This is a genomic window from Halomonas sp. THAF5a, assembly GCF_009363755.1.
In the GTDB taxonomy this organism is placed as follows: domain Bacteria; phylum Pseudomonadota; class Gammaproteobacteria; order Pseudomonadales; family Halomonadaceae; genus Halomonas.
Genome location: NZ_CP045417.1, coordinates 942,921 through 963,368, shown reverse-complemented (window position 1 = coordinate 963,368; position 20,448 = coordinate 942,921). Strand labels below are relative to the sequence as shown.

Sequence of the window (20,448 nt, the reverse complement as noted above, 5' to 3'; positions counted from 1 at the left end):
CAACTTGTTAGGTTGCTCCAAAATATGAGGCCTTACCTTCAACCCATCTCTCATCTACAGCATTCCCATCCACTGCATTGGCTATTAAAATGTCAGTCGTTTGCTCTGCGTCTTTGCGGGAGCTCACAACCTTTCCATTAATTATCCTGACCATCCCAGCTTCATACAGAAAGTCGCACCCAAATAAGCATAGAGGAAAGACTATTCTCGGGTCCGTCTTTTCTGAATCAGTACAGTCAGCGCGCTTCTTCTTATGAGCAGTAACCAACGCTGCAACGGAATATTCTTTCCCACAAATCGCACAGATCTCGGTCAACTTCCCATTGAACAGCCATTCCCGGAGAATCGATTGCTCCCGTCTTACAAGGACTTCTCTAGAGACTTCGGGGCCACCAGTAGTTAACAGCCTCTTCAAGCGGTTGCTGAAAATTCTATATCTTTCATCAAGATCTGCTGATGATTTGCTCGAATATCCAACTTCTGAAACGAGCGTGTAGGTGTACTTCTTACGAGTATCGGTTTTGTCGACGTATACTAGAGGAGACGCAGTGACCGCCTTATCAACATTTGGCTTGCTAAATCCAAGCCCGAGCAAGTAGTCCTTCAGCGGCGGATACTTGCTCGGCCCTTTGCCTTCTAGATACTGGACTACAGCCTGTTCAACTTTGGTTAAGGACTCAGGCGAACCGAGAAAAATCGCAACACCACCAGTAATTTCAAACCACTTTGATTGATATATCCATTTGTTAATAACTTCAGAACTAGGGTACTCATACTTTTGAGTCCGGCGACGTAAAGAATTTCGGAGCGTCTCAGCAAGAACTTGAGCATTATTAGCAGTAGAAATTGAGGCTATTTTCTCGCAGCTATTTATAAGTGTGTTATCTCGATCCTCGAAGATATACCACTGTTGATCACCGTCCTGAATAACCTCAGCCTCGGCACCTAGCTCCATAAATCGCCATATGCGATCAGCCGCTTCGGACCCAATTTCATCTTCAAGGTACGCCTTGGAGGCCAACCCAAGAAGCCCAGGCAAGGTCTTCGCTTTTTTGAAAAACTTCTTGAGATCTGCTGTGGCTGACTTCGTTCCCAGAAAAGTTTTTTCGTCAAACTCTGCTTCAGAACGAGACAGCTTCGTCAGATTGTGATCCACGAACTCGTAGTTGCCGATCGCCCCGAGGTCGTTCCCTAAGTTCAACAGTCCCCGAATTCGAGTACTCGGAGAAATAACCCCCAAGCTTGTGAGCCTTTTACGAACATCCGGTATGGATTCGAAATCAATTTTACTAATTTCCTCTAGCGCAACCTGAAGCACTGGGAAATGTTCGATCGATGCTTTGGTCTTGAAGGTAGAGTTAAGAACCTGCCGGACTCGTTCTCTGGTTCCGATTGATAGCTGCTCACCTATTTGCTCAAGAGTGGGCCAAGCAATGTCACCAAACCCATAGTGAAGCAGAACAGCTTGGGCGTCCCTAGACTTGTTTGCCCTCCTTTGGGGAATATTTGCATCCAGCCACTGAGATAATTCTTTTTCGACGTTCACTGTCTACTCCAAAACCTAACAGGTATTAGACTGCCGAACCACTTATTGACTTGAATGCGCTGGCACGTTCATTCGGGTTATACCGCATCCCATTCACGATCTATCCCCTTGAAATTCAAAGAAGCTAATTAAAACTCGGCAGTATAACATCGATCATCGTGCCGGCTGCATAACACGCCTGAACGAGCATGCCGCGTTTGCCGGCAGGGCCGCTTTGGGTCGATAGCTGCCTCTGCGGCAGTAATTACCCACCACTCAAGATTCAGCGCGAACCATTACCAGCCCACGCGAATACCGTTGCAACGAGATAAAGGTTGAGAGCCTGCGCCACGCTACCGCTAAGACAGGCCCGTAAGGTGCCGCCTTCCTGGCCGCTGTGGGCGAATAGCGTCGCCATCCGGCGACGGCACACATCCACGCGGATACATCTGGTAACACCGAGGCTACCAAAGATTCCTTTGGGATGCGTGAACGGGTGCTAATGCATAGGTCGTAGAGGAGAATGTCCTGGCGTGCGGTGGTAGTCGCCGTGGAGGGCAGCGGCCCTAGCCGCGACGGCCGCTGAGCAGGTGCGCGGAGACCTCGAACACCGCGCGGCCGCGGGGGTCGATGACGTCGCCCAGCTCGACCTGGGCCTCGGAGAGCACTTGCTGGATGGTGGCCTCGTCGAGGTGCACGCCCATCACCGGCAGCCAGCCGCGCAGGTCCGCCTCGAGCAGGGAGGTGATGCTGGGGAAGTCGGCGATGCCCTGGCGGGTGGTCACCGCCACGTCCTCGAAGCCGGCCTCGCGGGCCATGGCCGTAAGCGCCGCGGCGTCGCCGAGCACGAAGGGGGCGCGCAGCGCGTCCGCGGCGGCGGGGCCGGCGATGCGCTCCAGCAGGGCGACCTCGCGGGCGTAGGTGGGGTTGCCATCCAGGCCGTCGAACACCGCCACGGCGAGCCGCCCCGCCGGCACCAGCACGCGCTGCATCTCGCCAAGCGCCGCCGGCGGGTCGGCGAAGAACATCAGCCCGAACTGGGAGAGCACGGCGTCGAACGCCTCGTTATCGAAGGGGAGCTTTTGGGCGTCGCCCTGGCGCCAGACGATCTCCGGGGCGAGCTCGCGGGCCACCTCGAGCATGCCGGCCATGGCGTCCAGGCCGACCACCAGCCCGCAGGGGGCGACGCGGAGTCGCGCCTCACGGGCGAGGATGCCGGTGCCGCAGGCCACGTCCAGCACGCGATCGGCGGTCGCGACCCGCGCCAGGTCGAGCAGCGGCGTGGCCCACTGCCGAAAGAGCGCGGGCACGAAGAGCGCCTCGTAGGCGCGGGCGGCCTCGATCTCCCGGGTCATCGCCGTATCGTTCATCGTGCGCCCTCCCCTACCTCCCTCCCGATGGGAGCGGAAACAGGCGGGCAGAGGCGTCGGAGAGAACCGGCGGACGTCGGGTTGCCCGCCCCTCTTCGGAGTATAGCCCCGCCGCGGTGCGGCGACGGGCGGCCCGGCTCAGCGCGGGGTGGGCACCAGCTCGTCGCCGACGGCGAGCGTGTCGCCATCGCCGGCCAGCAGGATGGCGTTCTGGCCGAAGTAGCCGCCCGGGGCAAGGCGGGTGTTCATCTCCACCAGGGTGCGCAGCGGCTCGCCGGGCACGGCGATCTCGCCGCTCGCCTGGTCGACAGTGGTGATCTTGCAGCGCTGGCAGGGCTTGCGCAGGCCGAGACGCACCTTGCCCTCGTGCAGGGCGAGCGCGTCCCAGCCGTCCTCGGCGAAGGGCTCGGCGGCGTCCACCACGATGCTGGGCCGGAAGCGTTCCATGGGCACCGGGGCGAGGCCCTTGGCCGCGAGGCGGCGGTTCACCTCGGCAAGCGACCCCTCGGTGACCACCAGGAAGGGATAGCCGTCGGCGAAGGCGGTGTGGGCCCGCTCGTCGGGGGCCAGGTAGTGGGCCTCGACGTCGCGGCGCTGGTCCGGGGCGAATCGCACCAGGCGCAGGCCGCTGCCCTTGAAGTCGCCGAGCACGGCGCCGAGCCAGGCGGCGGCCTCGGCGCCCTCGTCCAGCGCCTGGCACAGGTCGTCCCAGACGTAGACCGGCAGGCGCGGCCGGTCCGCATGCTCGAGGGGAACGGCGAGCGGCGCGGCGTCCGGGTGCTCGAGCACCAGCGCCTCGTCGGTCAGGCGCACGCTGATCCGGGCCATGCCGGGGAGCTGGCGCTGGGTAACGAAGCGGCCGATGTCGTCGACCACCATCCACTGCCGGTCGTGGGCCAGGCCGCGCTCGGTGAGCTCGGCGCACTGGAGGGAGATGCCGCGCAGCGACTTCACCGGATAGATAGTGAGCTGGGTGATCTTCACGGGTCCTGCCTCTCGCCGATGGGGCCCCTATCGTGCCCTGCCGAGGCGGCCGGGCATAGGGGCGCGCGCGCGGAGGCGTCAACGGGCGGCCGGTGCAAGAAGTCAGGGTGTCGACAGGCCTCTCGAGGGCAGGGCCTCAGAGTCGCTGGGTCTCGATCACGTAGCCGATGATCGGGTAGCCGGCCTTCTTGGCGGCCTTCTCGGCCTCGAGCTGGGCCTCGACCTTGGAGATGCTGGTGGAGATATGCTCGAACTCGGTGTCCATCTCCAGCGGCTTGGTGCGCACCGCCAGCTTGATGCGGTGGCCGGTCTTCGGCGCGCCGGCGGCCTTGCTGCGGGGTGCCTTGGGCGCCGGAGCGGCGGGCGTCGCCTTGGTATCGCGGCGCTTCGCCTCGCCCTTCTTGGGGCTCATGAAGTCCTCGATCTGGCGACGCATCACCTGTTCGAATTCGCTCAGTTCCGTTTCCATCGTTGCTCCGTGGGCCGCATGGGCACATGCGGCGGGTCATCAAAGGGGACGGCATCCATCGCTCGACAGTGCCGGTTCGACGCGCCATGACAGGGGAGCCGGCGCGCGCTGCGATGGCGGGGTGGCGAGCCATCATGACGGGGGTCGCACGGCTCACGCCTACCGGCCGTCGGCTGGACGCGCGCTCAGGCGTCGTCCGGGCGAGATTGCCTGTCGAAAGCGTGCCTATCGAAAGATCGTGCCGATGCAGAGGCAAGGGGCCGCCCGTGGGCGCGCCACATCAAGGGCCTGCATCGCGGGGCGCTAGTATAACGCCACGGTGCACCACAAGGGGTAGTGAAGATCGACAGCTTATCGTCCCCTCTCGTCCAGTGAAACCCCTCGGTTGGTGACTGGCGGACGGGCCAATGGCGCGACATGACAGCCCGCCATGGCCGGGGCGGGCGGACAGGGGCTGTCAGCAGGCGTCGGGCGGCGGGAGGCCGCCGCCCGGTCGCGCAGGGCGATGGAGGTCAGGACACCTCGAGGGCGATCTTGAGCACGCCGTCGCGCTGGTGGGAGAAGAGGTCGTAGGCGTCGACGATCTGCTCCAGCGGGTAGCGATGGGTGACCATGGGGCCGAGGTCCAGGCGGCCGCTGTCGATGATCTGCATCAGCCGGCGCATGCGCTCCTTGCCGCCGGGGCAGAGCGAGGTGACGATCCGGTTGTCGCCCAGGCCCGCACTGAAGGCGTCCAGGGGAATGGTGAGATCCTCGGAGTAGACGCCCAGGCTCGACAGGGTGCCGCCGGGCTTGAGCACCCGCAGCGCGGACTCGAAGGTCTGCTGCAGCCCCAGCGCCTCGATGGAGGCATCCACGCCGCGCCCGCCGGTCAGCTTGAGGACCTCGGAGACCACGTCGACCTTGCGGTAGTCGATGACCACATCGGCGCCCATCCTGCGGGCCATCTCGAGCCGCTCGTCGACGCCGTCCACGGCGATGATCAGCCCGGCACCGCGCAGCCGAGCGCCGGCGGTGGCGCACAGGCCGATGGGCCCCTGGGCGAAGACCACCACGCTGTCGCCGATCTTGATATTGGCGGACTCCGCCCCGGCGAAACCGGTGGACATGATGTCCGGGCACATCAGCACCTGATCGTCGCTCAAGCCATCGGGCACCGGCGAGAGGTTGGCCTGGGCATCCGGCACGCGCAGGTACTCGGCCTGGGCGCCGTCGATGGTGTTGCCGAAGCGCCAGCCGCCCATGGGCTTGTAGCCGTGGGCGTGGTGGCCGCCGTCCTGGGCGCTGCAGCCGTCCTGGCAGGCGTAGGAGGTGAAGCTCGGGCAGATCGCCCCGGCGATCACTCGCTGGCCTTCCTGGTAGCCCTTGACATTGGCCCCGAGCTTCTCGATCACCCCCACCGGCTCGTGGCCCACGGTCAGGCCCCGCTCCACCGGGTACTCGCCCTTGAGGATGTGCACGTCGGTGCCGCAGATGGTGGTGGTGGTCACCCGGATCAGGGCGTCGTCGGGCCCGATCTCCGGCACCGGCTTGTCATCGATCTCGATGCGGCCGGGTTCGACGAAGATGGCGGCTTTCATCATGGCAGGCATGCAGGACTCCTTGCGTGCATTAGCATATAAGCGGTTAAGCTATAGCAGCCCTGTGCCGCTCTTGCCCATGATGGACATCAAGGATGCGTGGATTCGCGCCCCGGGCCATCCCCTCCCCTGCCCCAACACCAAGGACGTCGAATGTCACCGGCCGATACCCTGCGCCTGATCCTGCTCTCCACCCTGTGGGGCATGTCGTTCATCTTCATGCGGGTGGCGGTGCCCGAATTCGGCCCCGTGCCGCTGATCCTGCTGCGCATGGGCATCGGGGCGCTGCTGCTGCTGCCGCTGCTGTGGAGCCTGCGCTACCTGCGCCTGGTGCGTGAGCACGCGGGCCGGCTGCTGCTGCTCGGCCTGATCAACCACGTGCTGCCCTTCTCGCTGCTGGCGCTCGCCACCACCCGGCTGGAGGCGGGCTTCACCTCGCTGATCAACGCCACCACGCCGATCTTCACCGCGCTGATCGGGGCGCTGTGCTTCGCCACCCCGGTACAGCGCCAGCAGTACCTGGGGCTCGCCCTGGCATTGTTCGGCGTGTACGTGCTCTCGGCGGACCGGCTGGACTTCGCGCTGGGCGGCGACGGCTGGTTCATCCTCGCGGTGCTGGGCGCCACCTTCTGCTACGGCATCGCCGGCAACTACGCCCGGCGCCACCTCTCGCACCTGCCGGTGCGGGTGCTGGCGGCCGGCAGCACCGCCGCCTCGGCGCTGATCCTGCTGGTGCCGGGGCTGCTGCTCTGGCCCGAGGCGCCGATCAGCGGCCTGGCCTGGGGCAACGGCCTGGCGCTGGCGGTGCTGAGCACCGCCGTCGCCTTCCTGCTCTACTTCGGCCTGATCGCGAGCGCCGGGGCCACCGCGACCTCCACCGTCACCTTCCTGGTGCCGGTCAGCGCCCTGCTGTGGGGGTACCTGCTGCTCGACGAGGGGCTCAGCCTGCAGATCCTCGCCGGCATGGCGATCACCCTGGCGGGCACCGCCATCGCCACGCGGATGATCCGGCTGGGACGAGGCTCCCTGGTCTAGACGGCTGGCCTGGACTGAGCGGAGCCCCCTCCGACGACGAAGGCGCCATGGCCGAGGTCCAGCGTCGCTTCCATGACCGGCTGAACGACCCGCTGTCCCGCGCCCGGCGGGGCCGCCCGCTTGCGCGTGACATCACGCGGCGGGCGGCGAGGGCTCAGGAAGGGCGGGCGCTGAACGACGCGCCCGCCGACTCCCTGGTCGGCTCTCTCACCGACTCTCTGACGACCAGGCTGGGGTCGAGGCGCAGCACCGGCTGCAGGGGGCGGCCGTGCTCCAGGCGGTCGATGAGCTGGGCGCTGGCCATCGCCCCCAGCTCGTAGACCGGCTGGTGCACAGTGGTCAGGGCCGGGGAGAGATAGCGGCCGAGCTCGATGTCGTCGTAGCCGACCACCGAGAGGTCGTCGGGAAGCGCGAGCCCGTGCTCCCGGGCCGCGCGCATGGCGCCGATGGCCACCAGGTCGTTGAAGGCGAAGAGCGCCTGGGGCGGCGGCGAGGCCTCGAGCAGTTGGCGCATGGCGGCGTGGCCGCCGTCGGCCAAGAGGTTGGTCGCGACGATGCGCGACGCGGGCGGACGCAGGCCCGCCGCCTCGAGCGTCTCCAGGGCGCCGGTCAGGCGCTCCCGGGAGCGGGGGTGCGAGTCGGGACCCGTCAGCAGGGCGATATCGGTCAGGCCGCGTTCGAGCAGGTGCCGGATGGCGAGCCGCGCCCCCAGGCGGGAGTCGTCGTTGACCACGGCGATCTCCTCGCCGCTGGTCGGGTCGGCATCCATCAGCACGGTGGGCAGCGGCTGGCTCGCCAGCGCCGCCAGGAAGTCGGGACCGCTGTGGGCGGTCATCACGATCAGGCCGTCGACGCGCTTGTCGCGCAGGGCCTGCAGGTAGGTGAGCTGCCGGGCGTCGGCGTCGCCCGTGTTGCACAGCATCAGGCTGTAGCCGTGGGCGAAGCCATGATCCTCGACGCCGCGGATGATCTCGGCGAAGAAGGGGTTGTTCGCCGCCGTCACGATCATGCCGATGGTGCGGCTGCGGTTCGACTTCAGGGCCCTGGCGATGCTGTCGGGCCGATAGCCGAGCTCGGCGATGGCGCGCTGCACCCGCACCTGGGTGGCGGGGGCCACGCGCCGCGTCCCGTTGACCACGTGGGAGACCGTGGTCACCGAGACGCCCGACTGCCGGGCGACGTCCTTGAGGCGGATCATGGTGCGGCGCCCGGCCCGTCGGTCACGCGTTATTCCTGGACCACCAGCTGCAGCGGCACCGGCACGCTGGCCTCGACGCTCTCGCCCTTGAGCAGGCGGTCGGCCGCGGTCACGCCGAACTCGCCGATGCGCGCCGGCTGCTGGGCGATGGTGGCGCTCATCTTGCCGTCGTTGACGGCCTGGATGCCATCGTCGGTGCCGTCGAAGCCGACCAGCACGACGTCGTCGAGGCCGCTCGCCTGCAGCGCGCGCTGGGCGCCCAGGGCCATCTCGTCGTTCTGGGCGAACACCGCGTCGATCTGCGGGTGCGCCTGGAGCAGGTTCTCCATGACGTTGAGGCCTTCGCTGCGGTTGAAGTTGGCCGGCTGGGTGGCCACCAGCTCGATGCCGTCCATCGCCTCGATGGCGGTCATGAAGCCTTCGCCGCGGTCGCGGGTCGCCGAGGCGCCGGGCACGCCCTCGAGCTGCACGACCTTACCCTCGCCGCCGAGCTGGTCGATGATGAACTCGCCGGCCAGCTCGCCGCCCGCCACGTTGTCGGAGGCGATGTGGGAGACCACGCTGCCGCCGTTGGCGCTGCGGTCCAGGGTGATCACCGGCACGTCCTGGGCGTTGGCGGTACGCACGCTGGAGACCACGGCGTCGGAGTCGGTGGGGTTGATCAGCAGCACGTCGACGTCACGGGACAGGGCGTCCTCGACGTTGGAGAGCTCGCGGGCGGCGTCGTTGCTGGAGTCGAGCACGATCAGCTCGTGGCCGAGCGCCTCCGCCTGGGCCTGGGCGCCCTCCTGAAGGGTCACGAAGAAGGGGTTGTTGAGGGTCGAGATCACCAGGGCGATACGGTCGGCCATGGCGTTCTGGGCCGTGCCGAGGCCCACGGTGGCGGCCACGGCGGTGGCCAGGATCAGCTTTTTCATGTGGCAAGGCTCCTGCGGTCTTGTTGTCGAGTGTCCGGGCTCAGTGCGAGTCAGGACGAGGACTGCGAGCGGCTGTCGATCAGCACCGCCAGCAGGATGACCGCGCCCTTGGCGATCATCTGGAAGTAGGACGAGACGCCGAGGATGTTCAGGGCGTTGTTGAGCACCCCGATCACCAGCGCCCCGACCAGGGTGCCGAAGATGCGCCCGCGCCCGCCCATCAGGCTGGTGCCGCCGATCACCACCGCGGCGATGGCGTCGAGCTCGTAGGTCATGCCGGCGGTGGGCTGGGCGGAGCCCAGGCGCGCGGTCAGCACCACCCCGGCCAGGGCCGCGCAGGCCCCGGCGATGGCGTAGACGCTGACCTTGATGCGGTTGACGTTGATGCCCGAGAGCCGCGCGACCTGCTCGTTGCCGCCCACGGCGTAGACGTGGCGGCCGAAGCGGGTGTGGTGCAGCACGGCCCAGCAGAGCACGAAGACGAAGAACATCAGGTAGATCGGGATCGGGATGCCCATCCAGTAGCCGCCGCCGAGCTGCCAGAAGGCGTCGGCGACGTCACCGCCGCCGATGGAGATCGGCCGGCCGTCGGTGTAGACCAGGGTCGCCCCGCGCACCACGGTCATGGCGACCAGGGTGACCACGAAGGCCTGGATGCGCCCGTAGGCCACGAACAGCCCCGATACCATGCCCATCGCCGCGCCGGCGGCGAGGGAGCCGGGCACGCTGAGCCAGGGGGCGAGCCCCGAGGCGGTCATCGAGGCGGCGAAGGCGCCGCTCAGCGCCAGCACGGCGCCCACCGAGAGGTCGATGCCGGCGGTCAGGATGACGAAGGTCACGCCCATCGCGATGATGGCGTTGATGCTGGTCTGGCGCAGGACGTTGAGCAGGTTGTCCCCGGTCAGGAAGTTGTCGCTCATGGCGGCACTCACCACGACCAGCAGCACGAGGGCCAGGAAGGCCTTGTTGTCGATCAGCAGGCGCACCGCCGATCGCTTCATGGGGGTAGCAGTCATGGTCTCTCAAGTCTCCATCGGCGTGGCGACATGTGCCGCCGCGGTCATGATCTTTTCCTGGGTGGCCTCGTCGCGGGTGAACTCGCCGCTGACATGGCCGTTGGCCAGCACGAGGATGCGATCGGACAGGCCGATCAGCTCCGGCATCTCCGAGGAGATCAGCAGCACGCACTTGCCCTCGCGCTTGAGGCGGTTGATCAGCAGATAGATCTCGCGCTTGGCGCCGACGTCGACCCCGCGGGTGGGCTCGTCGAGGATCACGATCTCGGGCTCGGGCATCAGCGCCTTGGCCAGCGACACCTTCTGCTGGTTGCCGCCGGAGAGGGTCGTCACCGGCTGGCCGGCATCGCTCAGCTTGATGCGGAAGGCCTCGATGTAGTGGTCGATGGCGCGGCGCTCGCGGCCGTGGCGGACGACGCCCAGCGGGCCACAGAACGCCGGCAGCGCGGTCAGCGACATGTTGTCGGCCACCGAGTGATCGAGCACCAGGCCCGACTGCTTGCGATCCTCCGGCACGTAGACGAGGCCCGCCTCGAGGCCCTGGCGGGGCGAGGCGAACCGCACCTCGCGTCCCTTGACCCGGACCCGCCCGCCGCGACGCGCCACGTCGCCGCACAGGGCGCGGCACATCTCGGTGCGCCCGGCGCCCATCAGGCCGCCGAAGCCCAGCACCTCGCCGGCGCGGGCGGTGAAGGAGACGCCGTCGACGCCCGGCGCCGCCAGGTGCTCGACCTCGAGCACCACGTCGCCGGCCTCGGGCGGCTCATAGGGGTAGCGGTCGGCGAGCTCCCGGCCGACCATCTGCTGGATCAGCCGATCCTCGTTGGACTCCGCCGTGGGGCCCTGATGCACCAGGCGGCCGTCACGCAGCACGGCGACGTCGTCGCACATGCGGAAGATCTCGGCCAGCCGGTGGGTGATCAGAACCAGCGACTTGCCGGCGGCGCGCAGAGTGGCGACCACCCGCTCGAGCACCGCCGTCTCGACGTCGGTCAGGGCGTCGGTGGGCTCGTCCATGACGATGATCTCGGCATCCAGCGACAGCGCCCGGGCGATCTCGACCATCTGCTGCTGGCCGATGCTCAGCTCGGAGACCGGCGCGCGCGGGTCGATGGGCTGCTCGAGCTCCTCGAGCAGCGCCGCCGCCTCGCGGAACAGGCGGCGCCAGTCGACGCTGCCCCAGGCGGTGAGCGGCTCGCGGCCGAGGAAGATGTTCTCGCCGGCGGAGAGGGTCGGCACCAGGTTGAGCTCCTGGTGAATGATGGCGATGCCGGCGTCCATGGCCTGGCGCGGGGTGGTAAAGCGCACCTCGCGGCCGTGCAGCCGGATCACGCCGGCGTCGGCCTGGTGGACGCCGCTGAGCACCTTCATCAGGGTCGACTTGCCGGCCCCGTTCTCCCCGGCCAGCGCCAGCACGTGGCCGGCATAGAGGTCCAGGTCGACGTCCTGCAGCACGGTGACCGCCCCGAACGACTTGCCGATCCCCTGCAGCGCCATGCGCGGCTGCGCGGCCTCGATCGGCTTCTCCGCGGCACTCAAAACGGCACCCCACTGCGCAGCACGACGTTGGCGAAGGGCGTGCACTCGCCGGTGCGCACCACGAAGCGCGCCTCGGGCACCAGCCCCTTGAAGGCCTCGTGGGAGACGCGGGTGCGCGTGAGCGGGGCCTTTTCCCGGGCGTCCAGGGCATCGAGGCGCGCCGCGAGCCGGTCATGCAGGTCGGGGCTCACCTCGGCGAGCTCGCTGGCCAGGGTCACCCCCTCCAGGCAGAGCTCGTCGGCCAGCGCATCGAACACCTCGAGAAAGCCGGGCAGGCCCGGGCGCAGCGCCAGATCGACCCGGGGCACGCCCGGGGGAATCGGCAGCCCGGCATCGGCGATCACGAGGGTGTCGGTATGGCCAAGCTCGGCGATGAGCGTGGCGAGGGGGGCATTCAGAAGGCCGTGGCGTTTCATGACACATCCAGGCGAGGTATCGCGATAATGAGCTTCAGCGTAGGACGCAAACGTTTGCGGTCGCGATTATCCATAAGTCTATGCCCAACGCAAGGCGACCCGGGCGATCGCGCCACGGGCCGGCCAACACCGCGCCGGCGGGACTTCCCGGGCGGCATGATCGCCCCGCCCCGGCCGGTCGGGGGTTGAAGTCATATTCGATTTACTGAACATGGTACGGCGGGTTTAGTGCAACTGACTTCACGAGGAGGTTTTCTCATGTTGGCAGATCCCTATCCCACCCGGCTGAACCACCACCGCGCCCCCCTGCCCCGCCGCGAGCCGGTGGTGCATGCCCGCAACCAGCGTCGCTGGGAGGGCCCGCTGGACGAGGTCGCGCTCTCGCGCTACGAACGGGACGGCTTCCTCTGGTTCGACGGCTTCTTCTCGCGGGATCGCATCGAGCCGTTCTTCGAGGAGCTCAAGGAGATGGCCAGGGACGAGGCGCTGATGCGCTCCGAGCAGGTCATCCAGGACCCCAGCAGCGGCGCCATCCGCTCGGTGTTCGGCATGCACCGCTTCTCGGAACACTTCGACCGCCTGACCCGCGACCCGCGCATCCTCGGCATGGTGCGCCAGCTGCTGGGCAGCGAGGTCTACATTCATCAATCGCGCATCAACGACAAGTACGGCTTCCAGGGCAGCGGCTTCGACTGGCACTCGGACTTCGAGACCTGGCACGCCGAGGACGGCATGCCGGGCATGCGTGCGGTCAGCGCCTCGCTGATGCTGACCGACAACAACGAGTTCAACGGCCCTCTGATGCTGATTCCCGGCTCGCATCGCCACTTCGTGCCCTGCCTGGGCGAGACCCCCGAGGCCAACTGGCAGCAGTCGCTGAAGGCCCAGCAGGTCGGGGTGCCGGACCAGCAGGCCCTGGCGCGGCTCGCCGAGCATGGCGGCATCCAGGCGCCCAAGGGGCCGGCGGGCTCGCTGCTGCTCTTCGAGTGCAACACCCTGCACGCCTCGAACGAGAACATGTCGCCCTGGCCGCGCTCCAACCTGTTCTTCGTCTACAACAGCGTGGACAACACCCTGGAGGAGCCCTATGCGGCGCCCACGCGGCGGCCCGAGTACCTGGCGGCCCGCGAGCACGTCGAGCCGCTGACCATGCACGACGACTTCCCGGAGCTCTCGGGCCAGGGGGTCGAGCCGCTGCGCTGAGCGGTCGGCCACACGCTCAGCCCGGCTTAAACGACAACGGCCGTGACGCGAGCGTCACGGCCGTTTTCATGGCGGCGGGAAGCGCGGGCTCAGAAGTTCGGCTTGCGCTTCTCGACGAAGGCGCTCATCCCCTCACGCTGCTCCTCGCCGGCGAAGCAGAGCGCGAACAGGCTGGTCTCCAGCGCCAGCGCGCTGTCGAGGTCCTGGTCGAGGCCGTCGTGGACCGCCTGCTTGGCGCCGCGCACCGCCTCGGGGCCGTTGCCGCCGAGCTGCTTGGTGAGCTCCTCGGCGTAGGCCTCGAGCTCGTCCTGGGGCATGACGCGATTGACCAGGCCGATGCGCAGCGCCTCCTGGGCATCGATCTTGCGGCCGGTGGTCACCAGGTCGATGGCCATGGCCGGGCCGACGCGACGCGGCAGGCGCTGGGTGCCGCCGAAGCCGGGGATCACGCCGAGCAGCACCTCGGGCTGGCCGAAGATGGCGTTGTCGCTGGCCACCGCCCAGTCGCAGGCCAGGGCCAGCTCGCAGCCGCCGCCGAGGCAGAAGCCGTTGACCAGCGCCACCACCGGCACCGGCAGGGTCTCCAGGCGCTTGATGGTCTTGAGCGCCTGGCCGGCGAAGGCGCGGGCCTGCTCCGGAGTCTTGTCGCGCATCTCGGCGATGTCGGCGCCGGCGACGAAGGACTTCTCGCCGGCCCCGGTGATCAGCACGGCGCGCAGGTCGTCGCGCTGCTCCAGGTCGTCGAGCACGCTGGCCAGCTCGCCGATCACGGCGCTGTTGAGGGCGTTCAGCGCCTTGGGGCGGCTGATTGTCAGGCGCACGACGCCGGCGTTGTCGGCGACCTCGATCAGGGTCTCGCTCATGGAAGGGCTCCTGGGATTGTTGTTGGGGGGGGGGGTAGGCGTTATTGATAGCAGACCGCCCAACCCTAGCGAACGCTTGGTTGGGCGGCAATCCCCTCTTTTGTCGGGGCCGGCTACCCGTAAAGTAAAGGGGCGCCGGGGGCAGGCTGAAGAGCAGGTCCTACGCCAGGGAAGGCGTCGGTAGCGTACAGGGAGGTATTCACAGCGCCTCCTCGACGGCCTCGCGTTCCGGCGCCCATCGCCGGCGCCTTATTGATAGACGTGGAAGCCGCGGCCGGACTTGCGCCCCAGGTAACCGGCATCGACCATGCGCTTGAGCAGCGGGCAGGGGCGGTACTTGGGATCGCCGAAGCCGTCCTGCAGCACCTCCATGATCGACAGGCAGACGTCCAGGCCGATCAGGTCGGCGAGCGCCAGCGGCCCCATGGGGTGGGCGGCGCCGAGCTTCATCGCCTCGTCGATGGCCTCGGGGGTGGCCGCGCCCTCCTGCACCAGGAAGGCCGCCTCGTTGATCATCGGCACCAGCAGGCGATTCACCGCGAAGCCCGGGGAGTCGCCCACCGGCACGGCGGTCTTGCCGAGCGCCTCGGCCAGCGCCTCGATGCGCGCCACGGTGGCGTCACTGGTCTGCTCGGCGCGAATCACCTCGACCAGCTTCAACACCGGCACCGGATTGAAGAAGTGCATGCCGACCACCCGCTCGGGACGCTCGCACACACCCGCCAGGCGGGTCAGCGACAGCGAGGAGGTGTTGGAGGCCAGTATCGCGTCGTGGGTAAGGCGGCTCAGGTCGCGGAAGAGCTTCTCCTTGAGCGCGGGCTGCTCGGGCGCGGCCTCGATGATCACCTCGCACTCGCGCAGGGCGTCGAGCGCCGTGGTGGTGTCCAGGCGCGCCATGGCGGCCGCCTTGTCGGCCTCACCGAGCTTCTCCTTGGCCACCAGCTTGGAAAGCCCCTTGTCGATGGCCGCCGTGGCGCGGCCGAGCTGCTCGTCGGCGACGTCGTAGAGCTTGACCTCGAAGCCGCTCGCCGCCAGCACCTGGGCGATGCCCTGGCCCATGGTACCGGCGCCGACCACGCCGATCGGTTGCTCACTCATTGCACTCTCCTTAGGTGTGATTGGCAGGACCACTGCAATTGTACGGCTCGCTCGAGGCATTTCCGGCAACAGACCTCCAAGGAGGCGCTGTAAACCCGTCCCTGGGCGCTACCTTTGCCTTCCCTGGCAAAAGACCTCCTCTTCGGCCTGTTCCCGACGCCTCTCGCTGCAGGCACTGAACCGTGCATCCTGTCGGATTACTGCTTGCGCGCTTCGTCGCGCAGCACGAACTTCTGGATCTTGCCGGTGGAGGTCTTGGGCAGCTCGGTGAAGATCACCGTCTTCGGCACCTTGAAGCGGGCCAGGTGCTTGCGGCAGTGCTCGATGATCTCCTGCTCGGTGACCTCGCCGTACCCCACCTTGAGCTTGACGAAGGCGCAGGGCGTCTCGCCCCACTTCTCGTCGGGCTTGGCCACCACCGCGGCCTCCTCCACCGCCGGATGCGAGTAGACGGCGTCCTCCACCTCGATGGTGGAGATGTTCTCGCCCCCGGAGATGATGATGTCCTTGGAGCGGTCCTTGATCTCGAGGTAGCCGTCCGGGTGCCAGACCGCCAGGTCGCCGGTATGGTACCAGCCGCCCTCCAGCGCCTGCTCGGTGGCCGCCTCGTTCTTGAGGTAGCCCTTCATGACGTTGTTGCCGCGCATCAGGATCTCGCCGATGGTCTCGCCGTCCCTGGGCACCGGCTCGAGGGTGGTCGGGTCAGCCACGCAGAGCGCCTCGAGCATGTGGTAACGCACGCCCTGGCGGGCCTTGATCCGGGCGCGCTGCTCCAGGGACAGCGCGTTCCAGGCCTCGCGCCAGGCGCACACGGTGACCGGGCCGTAGACCTCGGTCAGGCCATAGACGTGGGTCACCTCGATGCCGAGCTCCTCGACCCCGGCGATCACCGAGGCAGGCGGCGCGGCGCCGGCGGTGGTGACCTTCACCGGGTGGTCGAAGTCGCGCTTCTGCTCGTCGGGCAGGTTGACCAGGCCGTTGAGGATGATCGGCGCGCCACTGAAGTGGGTCACCCCCTCGTCGGCGAGCAGGTCCATGACCTTCCTCGGATCGACCCGGCGCAGGCAGACGCTGACGCCGGCGCGGGCGGCGAGGGTCCAGGGGAAGCACCAGCCGTTGCAGTGGAACATCGGCAGGGTCCACAGGTAGACCGGGTGGTGGGGCATGGCCCACTCGAGGATGTTGCTCACCGCATTCAGGTAGGCGCCGCGATGGTGGTAGACCACGCCCTTGGGCTTGCCCGTGGTGCCGGAGGTGTAGTTGAGCGAGATCGCCTGCCACTCGTCCTGGGGCAGCACGTAGGCGGTGTCGGGGTCGCCCTCGGCCAGCAGGGCCTCGTACTCCACCTCGCCGATGCGGCGCGCCTCGCCCTCGAAGAGCGCATCGTCGACGTCGATCAGCAGCGGCGGGTGCTCAAGCCCGGCCACCGCCGCCTCGATCACATCGGCGAACTCGGGGTCGACCAGCACGGCCTTGGCCTCGCCGTGCTCGAGCATGTAGCCGATGGCGTCGGCGTCCAGGCGGATGTTCAGGGTGTTGAGCACACAGCCCGCCAGCGGCACGCCGAAGTGCGCCTCGAACATCGCCGGCACGTTGGGCAGCATGGCGGCCACGGTCTGGCCGGGCTTGATGCCGCGGCGCTCCAGCGCCGAGGCGAGACGCCGACAGCGCGTCCAGGTCTCGGCCCAGGTGCGGCGGGTCTCGCCGTGCACCACCGCCGGGTAGTCCGGGTAGACGCTGGCGCTGCGCTCGATGAAGGTCAGCGGCGAGAGCGCCACGTGGTTGGCCGGCGTCTGGGGCAGGCCCTGCTCGAAGATGCTCTGGGTCATGATGGGCTCCACGGGGTTCCGTTGGTTCGTCGCCGGCGCGGGGCCGGCGACGGGGAGGCTGAGGACGCAAGACTTACCGGGCACCAGGCGCGAAGGCGACGAGGCTCTCCATGCCGGCCTCGATCACCGCGCGCTGGGCGCGCCCCACGGGCAGCCACTGGCGCAGGGCGAAGTCGGCGCTCGCCAGCTTGGCCTGGTAGAAGGGGTCGTCGCTGCCGGCCTCGCGGGCGGCGGTGGCCGCCAGCGCCGAGCGCCCCATCTGCCAGGCGCAGAGCACGTGGCCGGCGAGGCTCAGGAAGGGGGTGGCGTAGGCCTGGACGGCATCGGGGCCGCGCTCGGGATCACCGCCCTGCTCGAGCAGCACGGCAAGCACCGCGGTGAGGTCGGCGGCCCCGGCGGCCAGCGCCTCGCCGAGCGGCGCCAGGCCAGGTGCGGCACACAGCGCCCGGGCGGTGCCCTCCACCTCGTCGATCAGCCCCCCCAGCGCCCGGCCGCCGTCGCGCTGCAGCTTGCGCCCGGCCAGGTCCAGGGCCTGGATGCCGTTGGTGCCCTCGTAGATGGGCGCGATCCGCGCGTCGCGCAGCAGCTGGGCGGCGCCGGTCTCCTCGATGAAGCCCATGCCGCCGTGCACCTGCACGCCGAGGGAAGCGATCTCCACGGCCTGGTCGGTGGAGAAGGCCTTGACCACCGGGATCAGCACCTCGGCCCGGGCCTGGGCGGCCTGGCGCTCGCCCTCCTCCGCGGCGTGGCGAGCCACGTCGAGCTGGGCTGCGCAGGTGAGGGCCAGCGCGCGCAGTGCATCGGTGCGGGCACGCATGGAGAGCAGCATGCGCCGCACGTCCAGGTGGTCGCCGATGGGGCACTCGCCCCCGCCGCGGTGCGCCGGGCGCTTGCCCTGCACGCGGTCCAGGGCGTAGGCGAAGGCGTGCTGGCAGGCACGCTCGGCCACGCCGATGCCCTGCACCCCGACCTTGTGGCGCGCCTCGTTCATCATGGTGAACATGTGGTTGAGGCCGCGCCCCGGCTCGCCCACCAGGTAGCCGATGGCGCCGGCGTGCTCGCCGAAGGCGAGGGTGCAGGTCGGCGAGCCGTGGATGCCCAGCTTGTGCTCGATGGAGGCGCAGGTGACGTCGTTGCGCTCGCCGAGCGCGCCGTCCTCGCCCACCAGATACTTCGGCACCAGGAACAGCGAGATGCCCTTGTTGCCCTCGGGGGCGTCCGGGGTGCGCGCCAGCACCAGGTGCAGGATGTTCTCGGCGGCGTCGTGCTCGCCCCAGGTGATGTAGATCTTCTGGCCGAAGAGCCGATAGCTGCCGTCCTCCTGGGGCACGGCGCGGGTACGCACCTTGGAGAGGTCGGAGCCGGCCTGGGGCTCGGTGAGGTTCATGGTGCCGGTCCAGGTGCCCTCGACCAGCTTCGGCAGGTAGCGGGCCTGGAGTTCCTCGCTGCCGTGGTGGGCCAGCGCCTCGATGGCGCCCGCGGTGAGCATCGGGCAGAGCCCGAGGGCCATGTTGGCGCCGTGGAGCATCTCTTGCACGGCGCTCGCCACTACCTCGGGCAGGCCCTGGCCGCCCCGCGCCTCGCTGACGCCGATGCCGTTCCAGCCGCCCTCGGCGTAGGCGCGGTAGGCCTCGATGAAGCCATCGGGCACGCCGACCGAGCCGTCCTGGCGGCGGGTGCAGCCCTGGCGGTCGCCGCTGGCATTGAGCGGGGCCCAGACGTCGCCGGCGAGCTTCGCCGCCTCCTCGAGCACCGCCTCGACCAGGTCGGGGCTGGCCTCCTCGAAGCCGGGCAGGGCCAGCGAGCCGTGCTCGAGCAGTTCCTCCAGCACGAAGCGGAGATCGCGGACGGGAGCGGCATAGGGCGTCATGGGGGCACCTCTAGGAAAAATGATAGCCACGATAGTAGATTCCCTACTTTTCGTTGGCCATTAGCCCAAGGTCGCCCCTCTCCTCAACGCCCCTCAACGCCCCTCGACGGGCTCCCACTCCAGTTCCAGCTCCGCCTGGCTCGGAACCGGCTCGGGCTCGGGCTCCTCGAAGTAGACGATGTGCGGCTCGTCGGGCGGCGGCGGGCCCACCAGCGGCTCGGCCACCTCGACCTCCGGCACGGCATCGGAGAGATCCTCCACGTGCTCGTGCCCGATGGCGCCCTGCACCCACTCCTCGGTCACGGCGAGCTCGGCGCCCACCGAGGACATCGGGGTGGTGGCGGAGAACGGCGCCACCGGCAGCGGCGCCGGGCGCACGCTGCGCCGCCAGCCGAAGAAGAGCACCAGGAACAGCCCCAGTCCGCCGAAGGCCCAGAACAGGCCGGTATCGCCGGCGAGGCTCATCAACGGCGAGGCCAGCGGCGGGCTCACCGCCGAGCCGACGGCGTTGATCATCAGCAGGCCCTGGCTCATGGGGACCAGGGCGCCGGCCGGGGCGCGGTCGGCGGCGTGCCCCACCGCCACCGGATAGAGCGAGAAGATGCCGCCGCCGAGCAGGAACAGCAGCACCGCCAGTACCGACACGTTCATCGGCAGCCAGATCACCGCCGCAGAGATCAGGGTGCAGAAGGCGCCGATCAGGATCAGCACCAGCTGGCGGTCGTGGCGATCCGACCAGCGCCCGACCGGGTACTGCAGCAGCATGGCGCCGAGCACTACCACCGCCATCATCTGGCCGACCCGGTCGACGGAGAGCCCCGTGCGCTGCAGGTAGAGCGGCAGCAGCGAGTAGGCGGCGGCCACCGCCAGCCCCGAGCCGAAGCTGCCCATCACCCCGGTGGGCGTCAGGGTGACCAGGCGCAGCGGCGAGAGCGGCTCGGCCTTCTCGATCAGCGGCGAGACCCGCGGGATCATCGCCATGGGCAGCACCGAGAGCGAGGCCAGCAGGCCGATCACCATGAACGAGGCCGACCCGCCCATCGCCTCGGTGATGCCCAGCAGCAGCTGGCCGAGCACGCCGGCGGCGTAGAGGGCGATCATGTAGAGCGCCAGCAGGCGACCGCGCACCCCGGCATCGCCGGAGGCCAGCAGCCAGCTCTCGATGACCAGGTAGACCCCCACCGTGGCCCAGCCGCCGATCAGGCGCAGCGCGAACCAGGCCCAGGGCTCGTCCACCAGCCCCTGCAGCAGCACGGTGACCGCCACCAGCGAGGCGAAGCTACCGTAGGCGCGGATATGGCCGATCGCCAGCAGCAGCCGATCGTTGAGCATGGCGCCCAATGCCAGGCCGACGAAGTAGGCGGAGGAGACCCAGCCGATCACCACCGGCGACTCGCCGGCGGCGTCCAGGCGCAGGGTGATCACGGTGGCCAGGAAACCGTTGCCGATCCCCAAAATGAAGAGCCCCAGCAAGGGTGCCAGGGCCATGAGCAGCAGCTGCCGAGACATGGGCGAAACTCGCAACGAACGGGATGG

The 20,448-nt window shown here is 68.1% G+C and carries 17 protein-coding genes; 2 read left to right on the top strand and 15 right to left on the bottom strand.

Annotation, left to right across the window (positions count from 1 at the left end):
- Positions 1–7: 7 nt before the first annotated feature.
- The 5 genes from FIU83_RS04315 to FIU83_RS04295 all read right to left on the bottom strand — a co-directional run bounded on the left by FIU83_RS04315 (position 8) and on the right by FIU83_RS04295 (position 5,940).
- The gene (locus FIU83_RS04315) at positions 8–1,546 is read right to left on the bottom strand and encodes a hypothetical protein (RefSeq protein WP_152482930.1); all 1,539 of its coding nucleotides are present in this window, start codon (positions 1,544–1,546) and stop codon (positions 8–10) included.
- Between the two features lie 545 nt (positions 1,547–2,091).
- Positions 2,092–2,895, bottom strand: coding sequence for a methyltransferase domain-containing protein (locus FIU83_RS04310; RefSeq protein ID WP_152482929.1), 804 nt, complete (start codon positions 2,893–2,895; stop codon positions 2,092–2,094).
- A gap of 138 nt (positions 2,896–3,033) precedes the next feature.
- A complete protein-coding gene (locus tag FIU83_RS04305; protein WP_152482928.1) occupies positions 3,034–3,879 on the bottom strand; it encodes an MOSC domain-containing protein in 846 nt (281 codons plus the stop codon).
- A 136-nt stretch (positions 3,880–4,015) separates the two neighbouring features.
- Complete coding sequence (locus FIU83_RS04300; protein WP_152482927.1) at positions 4,016–4,348, bottom strand: hypothetical protein; 333 nt, start codon at positions 4,346–4,348, stop codon at positions 4,016–4,018.
- Positions 4,349–4,860: 512 nt separating this feature from the next.
- Positions 4,861–5,940, bottom strand: coding sequence for an NAD(P)-dependent alcohol dehydrogenase (locus FIU83_RS04295; protein WP_152482926.1), 1,080 nt, complete (start codon positions 5,938–5,940; stop codon positions 4,861–4,863).
- 141 nt (positions 5,941–6,081) lie between these two features.
- Here FIU83_RS04295 and FIU83_RS04290 point away from each other — a divergent pair, with 141 nt between their 5' ends.
- A complete protein-coding gene (locus FIU83_RS04290; protein WP_152482925.1) occupies positions 6,082–6,963 on the top strand; it encodes a DMT family transporter in 882 nt (293 codons plus the stop codon).
- 154 nt (positions 6,964–7,117) lie between these two features.
- On the opposite strand, the gene FIU83_RS04285 is transcribed toward FIU83_RS04290, so the two are convergent.
- The 5 genes from FIU83_RS04285 to rbsD are packed head-to-tail and all read right to left on the bottom strand — an operon-like array spanning position 7,118 to position 12,049.
- Complete coding sequence (locus FIU83_RS04285; RefSeq protein WP_152482924.1) at positions 7,118–8,161, bottom strand: LacI family DNA-binding transcriptional regulator; 1,044 nt, start codon at positions 8,159–8,161, stop codon at positions 7,118–7,120.
- Positions 8,162–8,190: 29 nt separating this feature from the next.
- Positions 8,191–9,078, bottom strand: a complete 888-nt coding sequence (rbsB, locus tag FIU83_RS04280; RefSeq protein ID WP_152482923.1) for a ribose ABC transporter substrate-binding protein RbsB — start codon at positions 9,076–9,078, stop codon at positions 8,191–8,193.
- 50 nt (positions 9,079–9,128) lie between these two features.
- Positions 9,129–10,094, bottom strand: a complete 966-nt coding sequence (gene rbsC / locus FIU83_RS04275; RefSeq protein ID WP_152482922.1) for a ribose ABC transporter permease — start codon at positions 10,092–10,094, stop codon at positions 9,129–9,131.
- 6 nt (positions 10,095–10,100) lie between these two features.
- Positions 10,101–11,633 carry a sugar ABC transporter ATP-binding protein gene (locus tag FIU83_RS04270; protein ID WP_253939534.1) on the bottom strand — a complete coding sequence of 511 codons (1,533 nt, stop codon included), beginning with the start codon at positions 11,631–11,633 and terminating at the stop codon, positions 10,101–10,103.
- Positions 11,630–12,049, bottom strand: a complete 420-nt coding sequence (gene rbsD, locus FIU83_RS04265; protein ID WP_152482921.1) for a D-ribose pyranase — start codon at positions 12,047–12,049, stop codon at positions 11,630–11,632. The genes FIU83_RS04270 and rbsD overlap by 4 nt, the downstream gene beginning before the upstream one ends.
- A gap of 258 nt (positions 12,050–12,307) precedes the next feature.
- Here rbsD and thpD point away from each other — a divergent pair, with 258 nt between their 5' ends.
- Positions 12,308–13,252 carry an ectoine hydroxylase gene (gene thpD, locus FIU83_RS04260; protein ID WP_152482920.1) on the top strand — a complete coding sequence of 315 codons (945 nt, stop codon included), beginning with the start codon at positions 12,308–12,310 and terminating at the stop codon, positions 13,250–13,252.
- Between the two features lie 89 nt (positions 13,253–13,341).
- On the opposite strand, the gene FIU83_RS04255 is transcribed toward thpD, so the two are convergent.
- The 5 genes from FIU83_RS04255 to FIU83_RS04235 form a co-directional block, all read right to left on the bottom strand.
- Positions 13,342–14,115, bottom strand: a complete 774-nt coding sequence (locus FIU83_RS04255; RefSeq protein WP_152482919.1) for an enoyl-CoA hydratase-related protein — start codon at positions 14,113–14,115, stop codon at positions 13,342–13,344.
- A 249-nt stretch (positions 14,116–14,364) separates the two neighbouring features.
- A complete protein-coding gene (locus tag FIU83_RS04250; protein WP_152482918.1) occupies positions 14,365–15,213 on the bottom strand; it encodes a 3-hydroxybutyryl-CoA dehydrogenase in 849 nt (282 codons plus the stop codon).
- Positions 15,214–15,410: 197 nt separating this feature from the next.
- Positions 15,411–17,042, bottom strand: coding sequence for an acyl-CoA synthetase (locus FIU83_RS04245; RefSeq protein ID WP_152482917.1), 1,632 nt, complete (start codon positions 17,040–17,042; stop codon positions 15,411–15,413).
- Between the two features lie 73 nt (positions 17,043–17,115).
- Positions 17,116–18,912 carry an acyl-CoA dehydrogenase gene (locus tag FIU83_RS04240; protein ID WP_152482916.1) on the bottom strand — a complete coding sequence of 599 codons (1,797 nt, stop codon included), beginning with the start codon at positions 18,910–18,912 and terminating at the stop codon, positions 17,116–17,118.
- 93 nt (positions 18,913–19,005) lie between these two features.
- Positions 19,006–20,421 carry an MFS transporter gene (locus FIU83_RS04235; protein ID WP_152482915.1) on the bottom strand — a complete coding sequence of 472 codons (1,416 nt, stop codon included), beginning with the start codon at positions 20,419–20,421 and terminating at the stop codon, positions 19,006–19,008.
- Between the last annotated feature and the right edge of the window lie 27 nt (positions 20,422–20,448).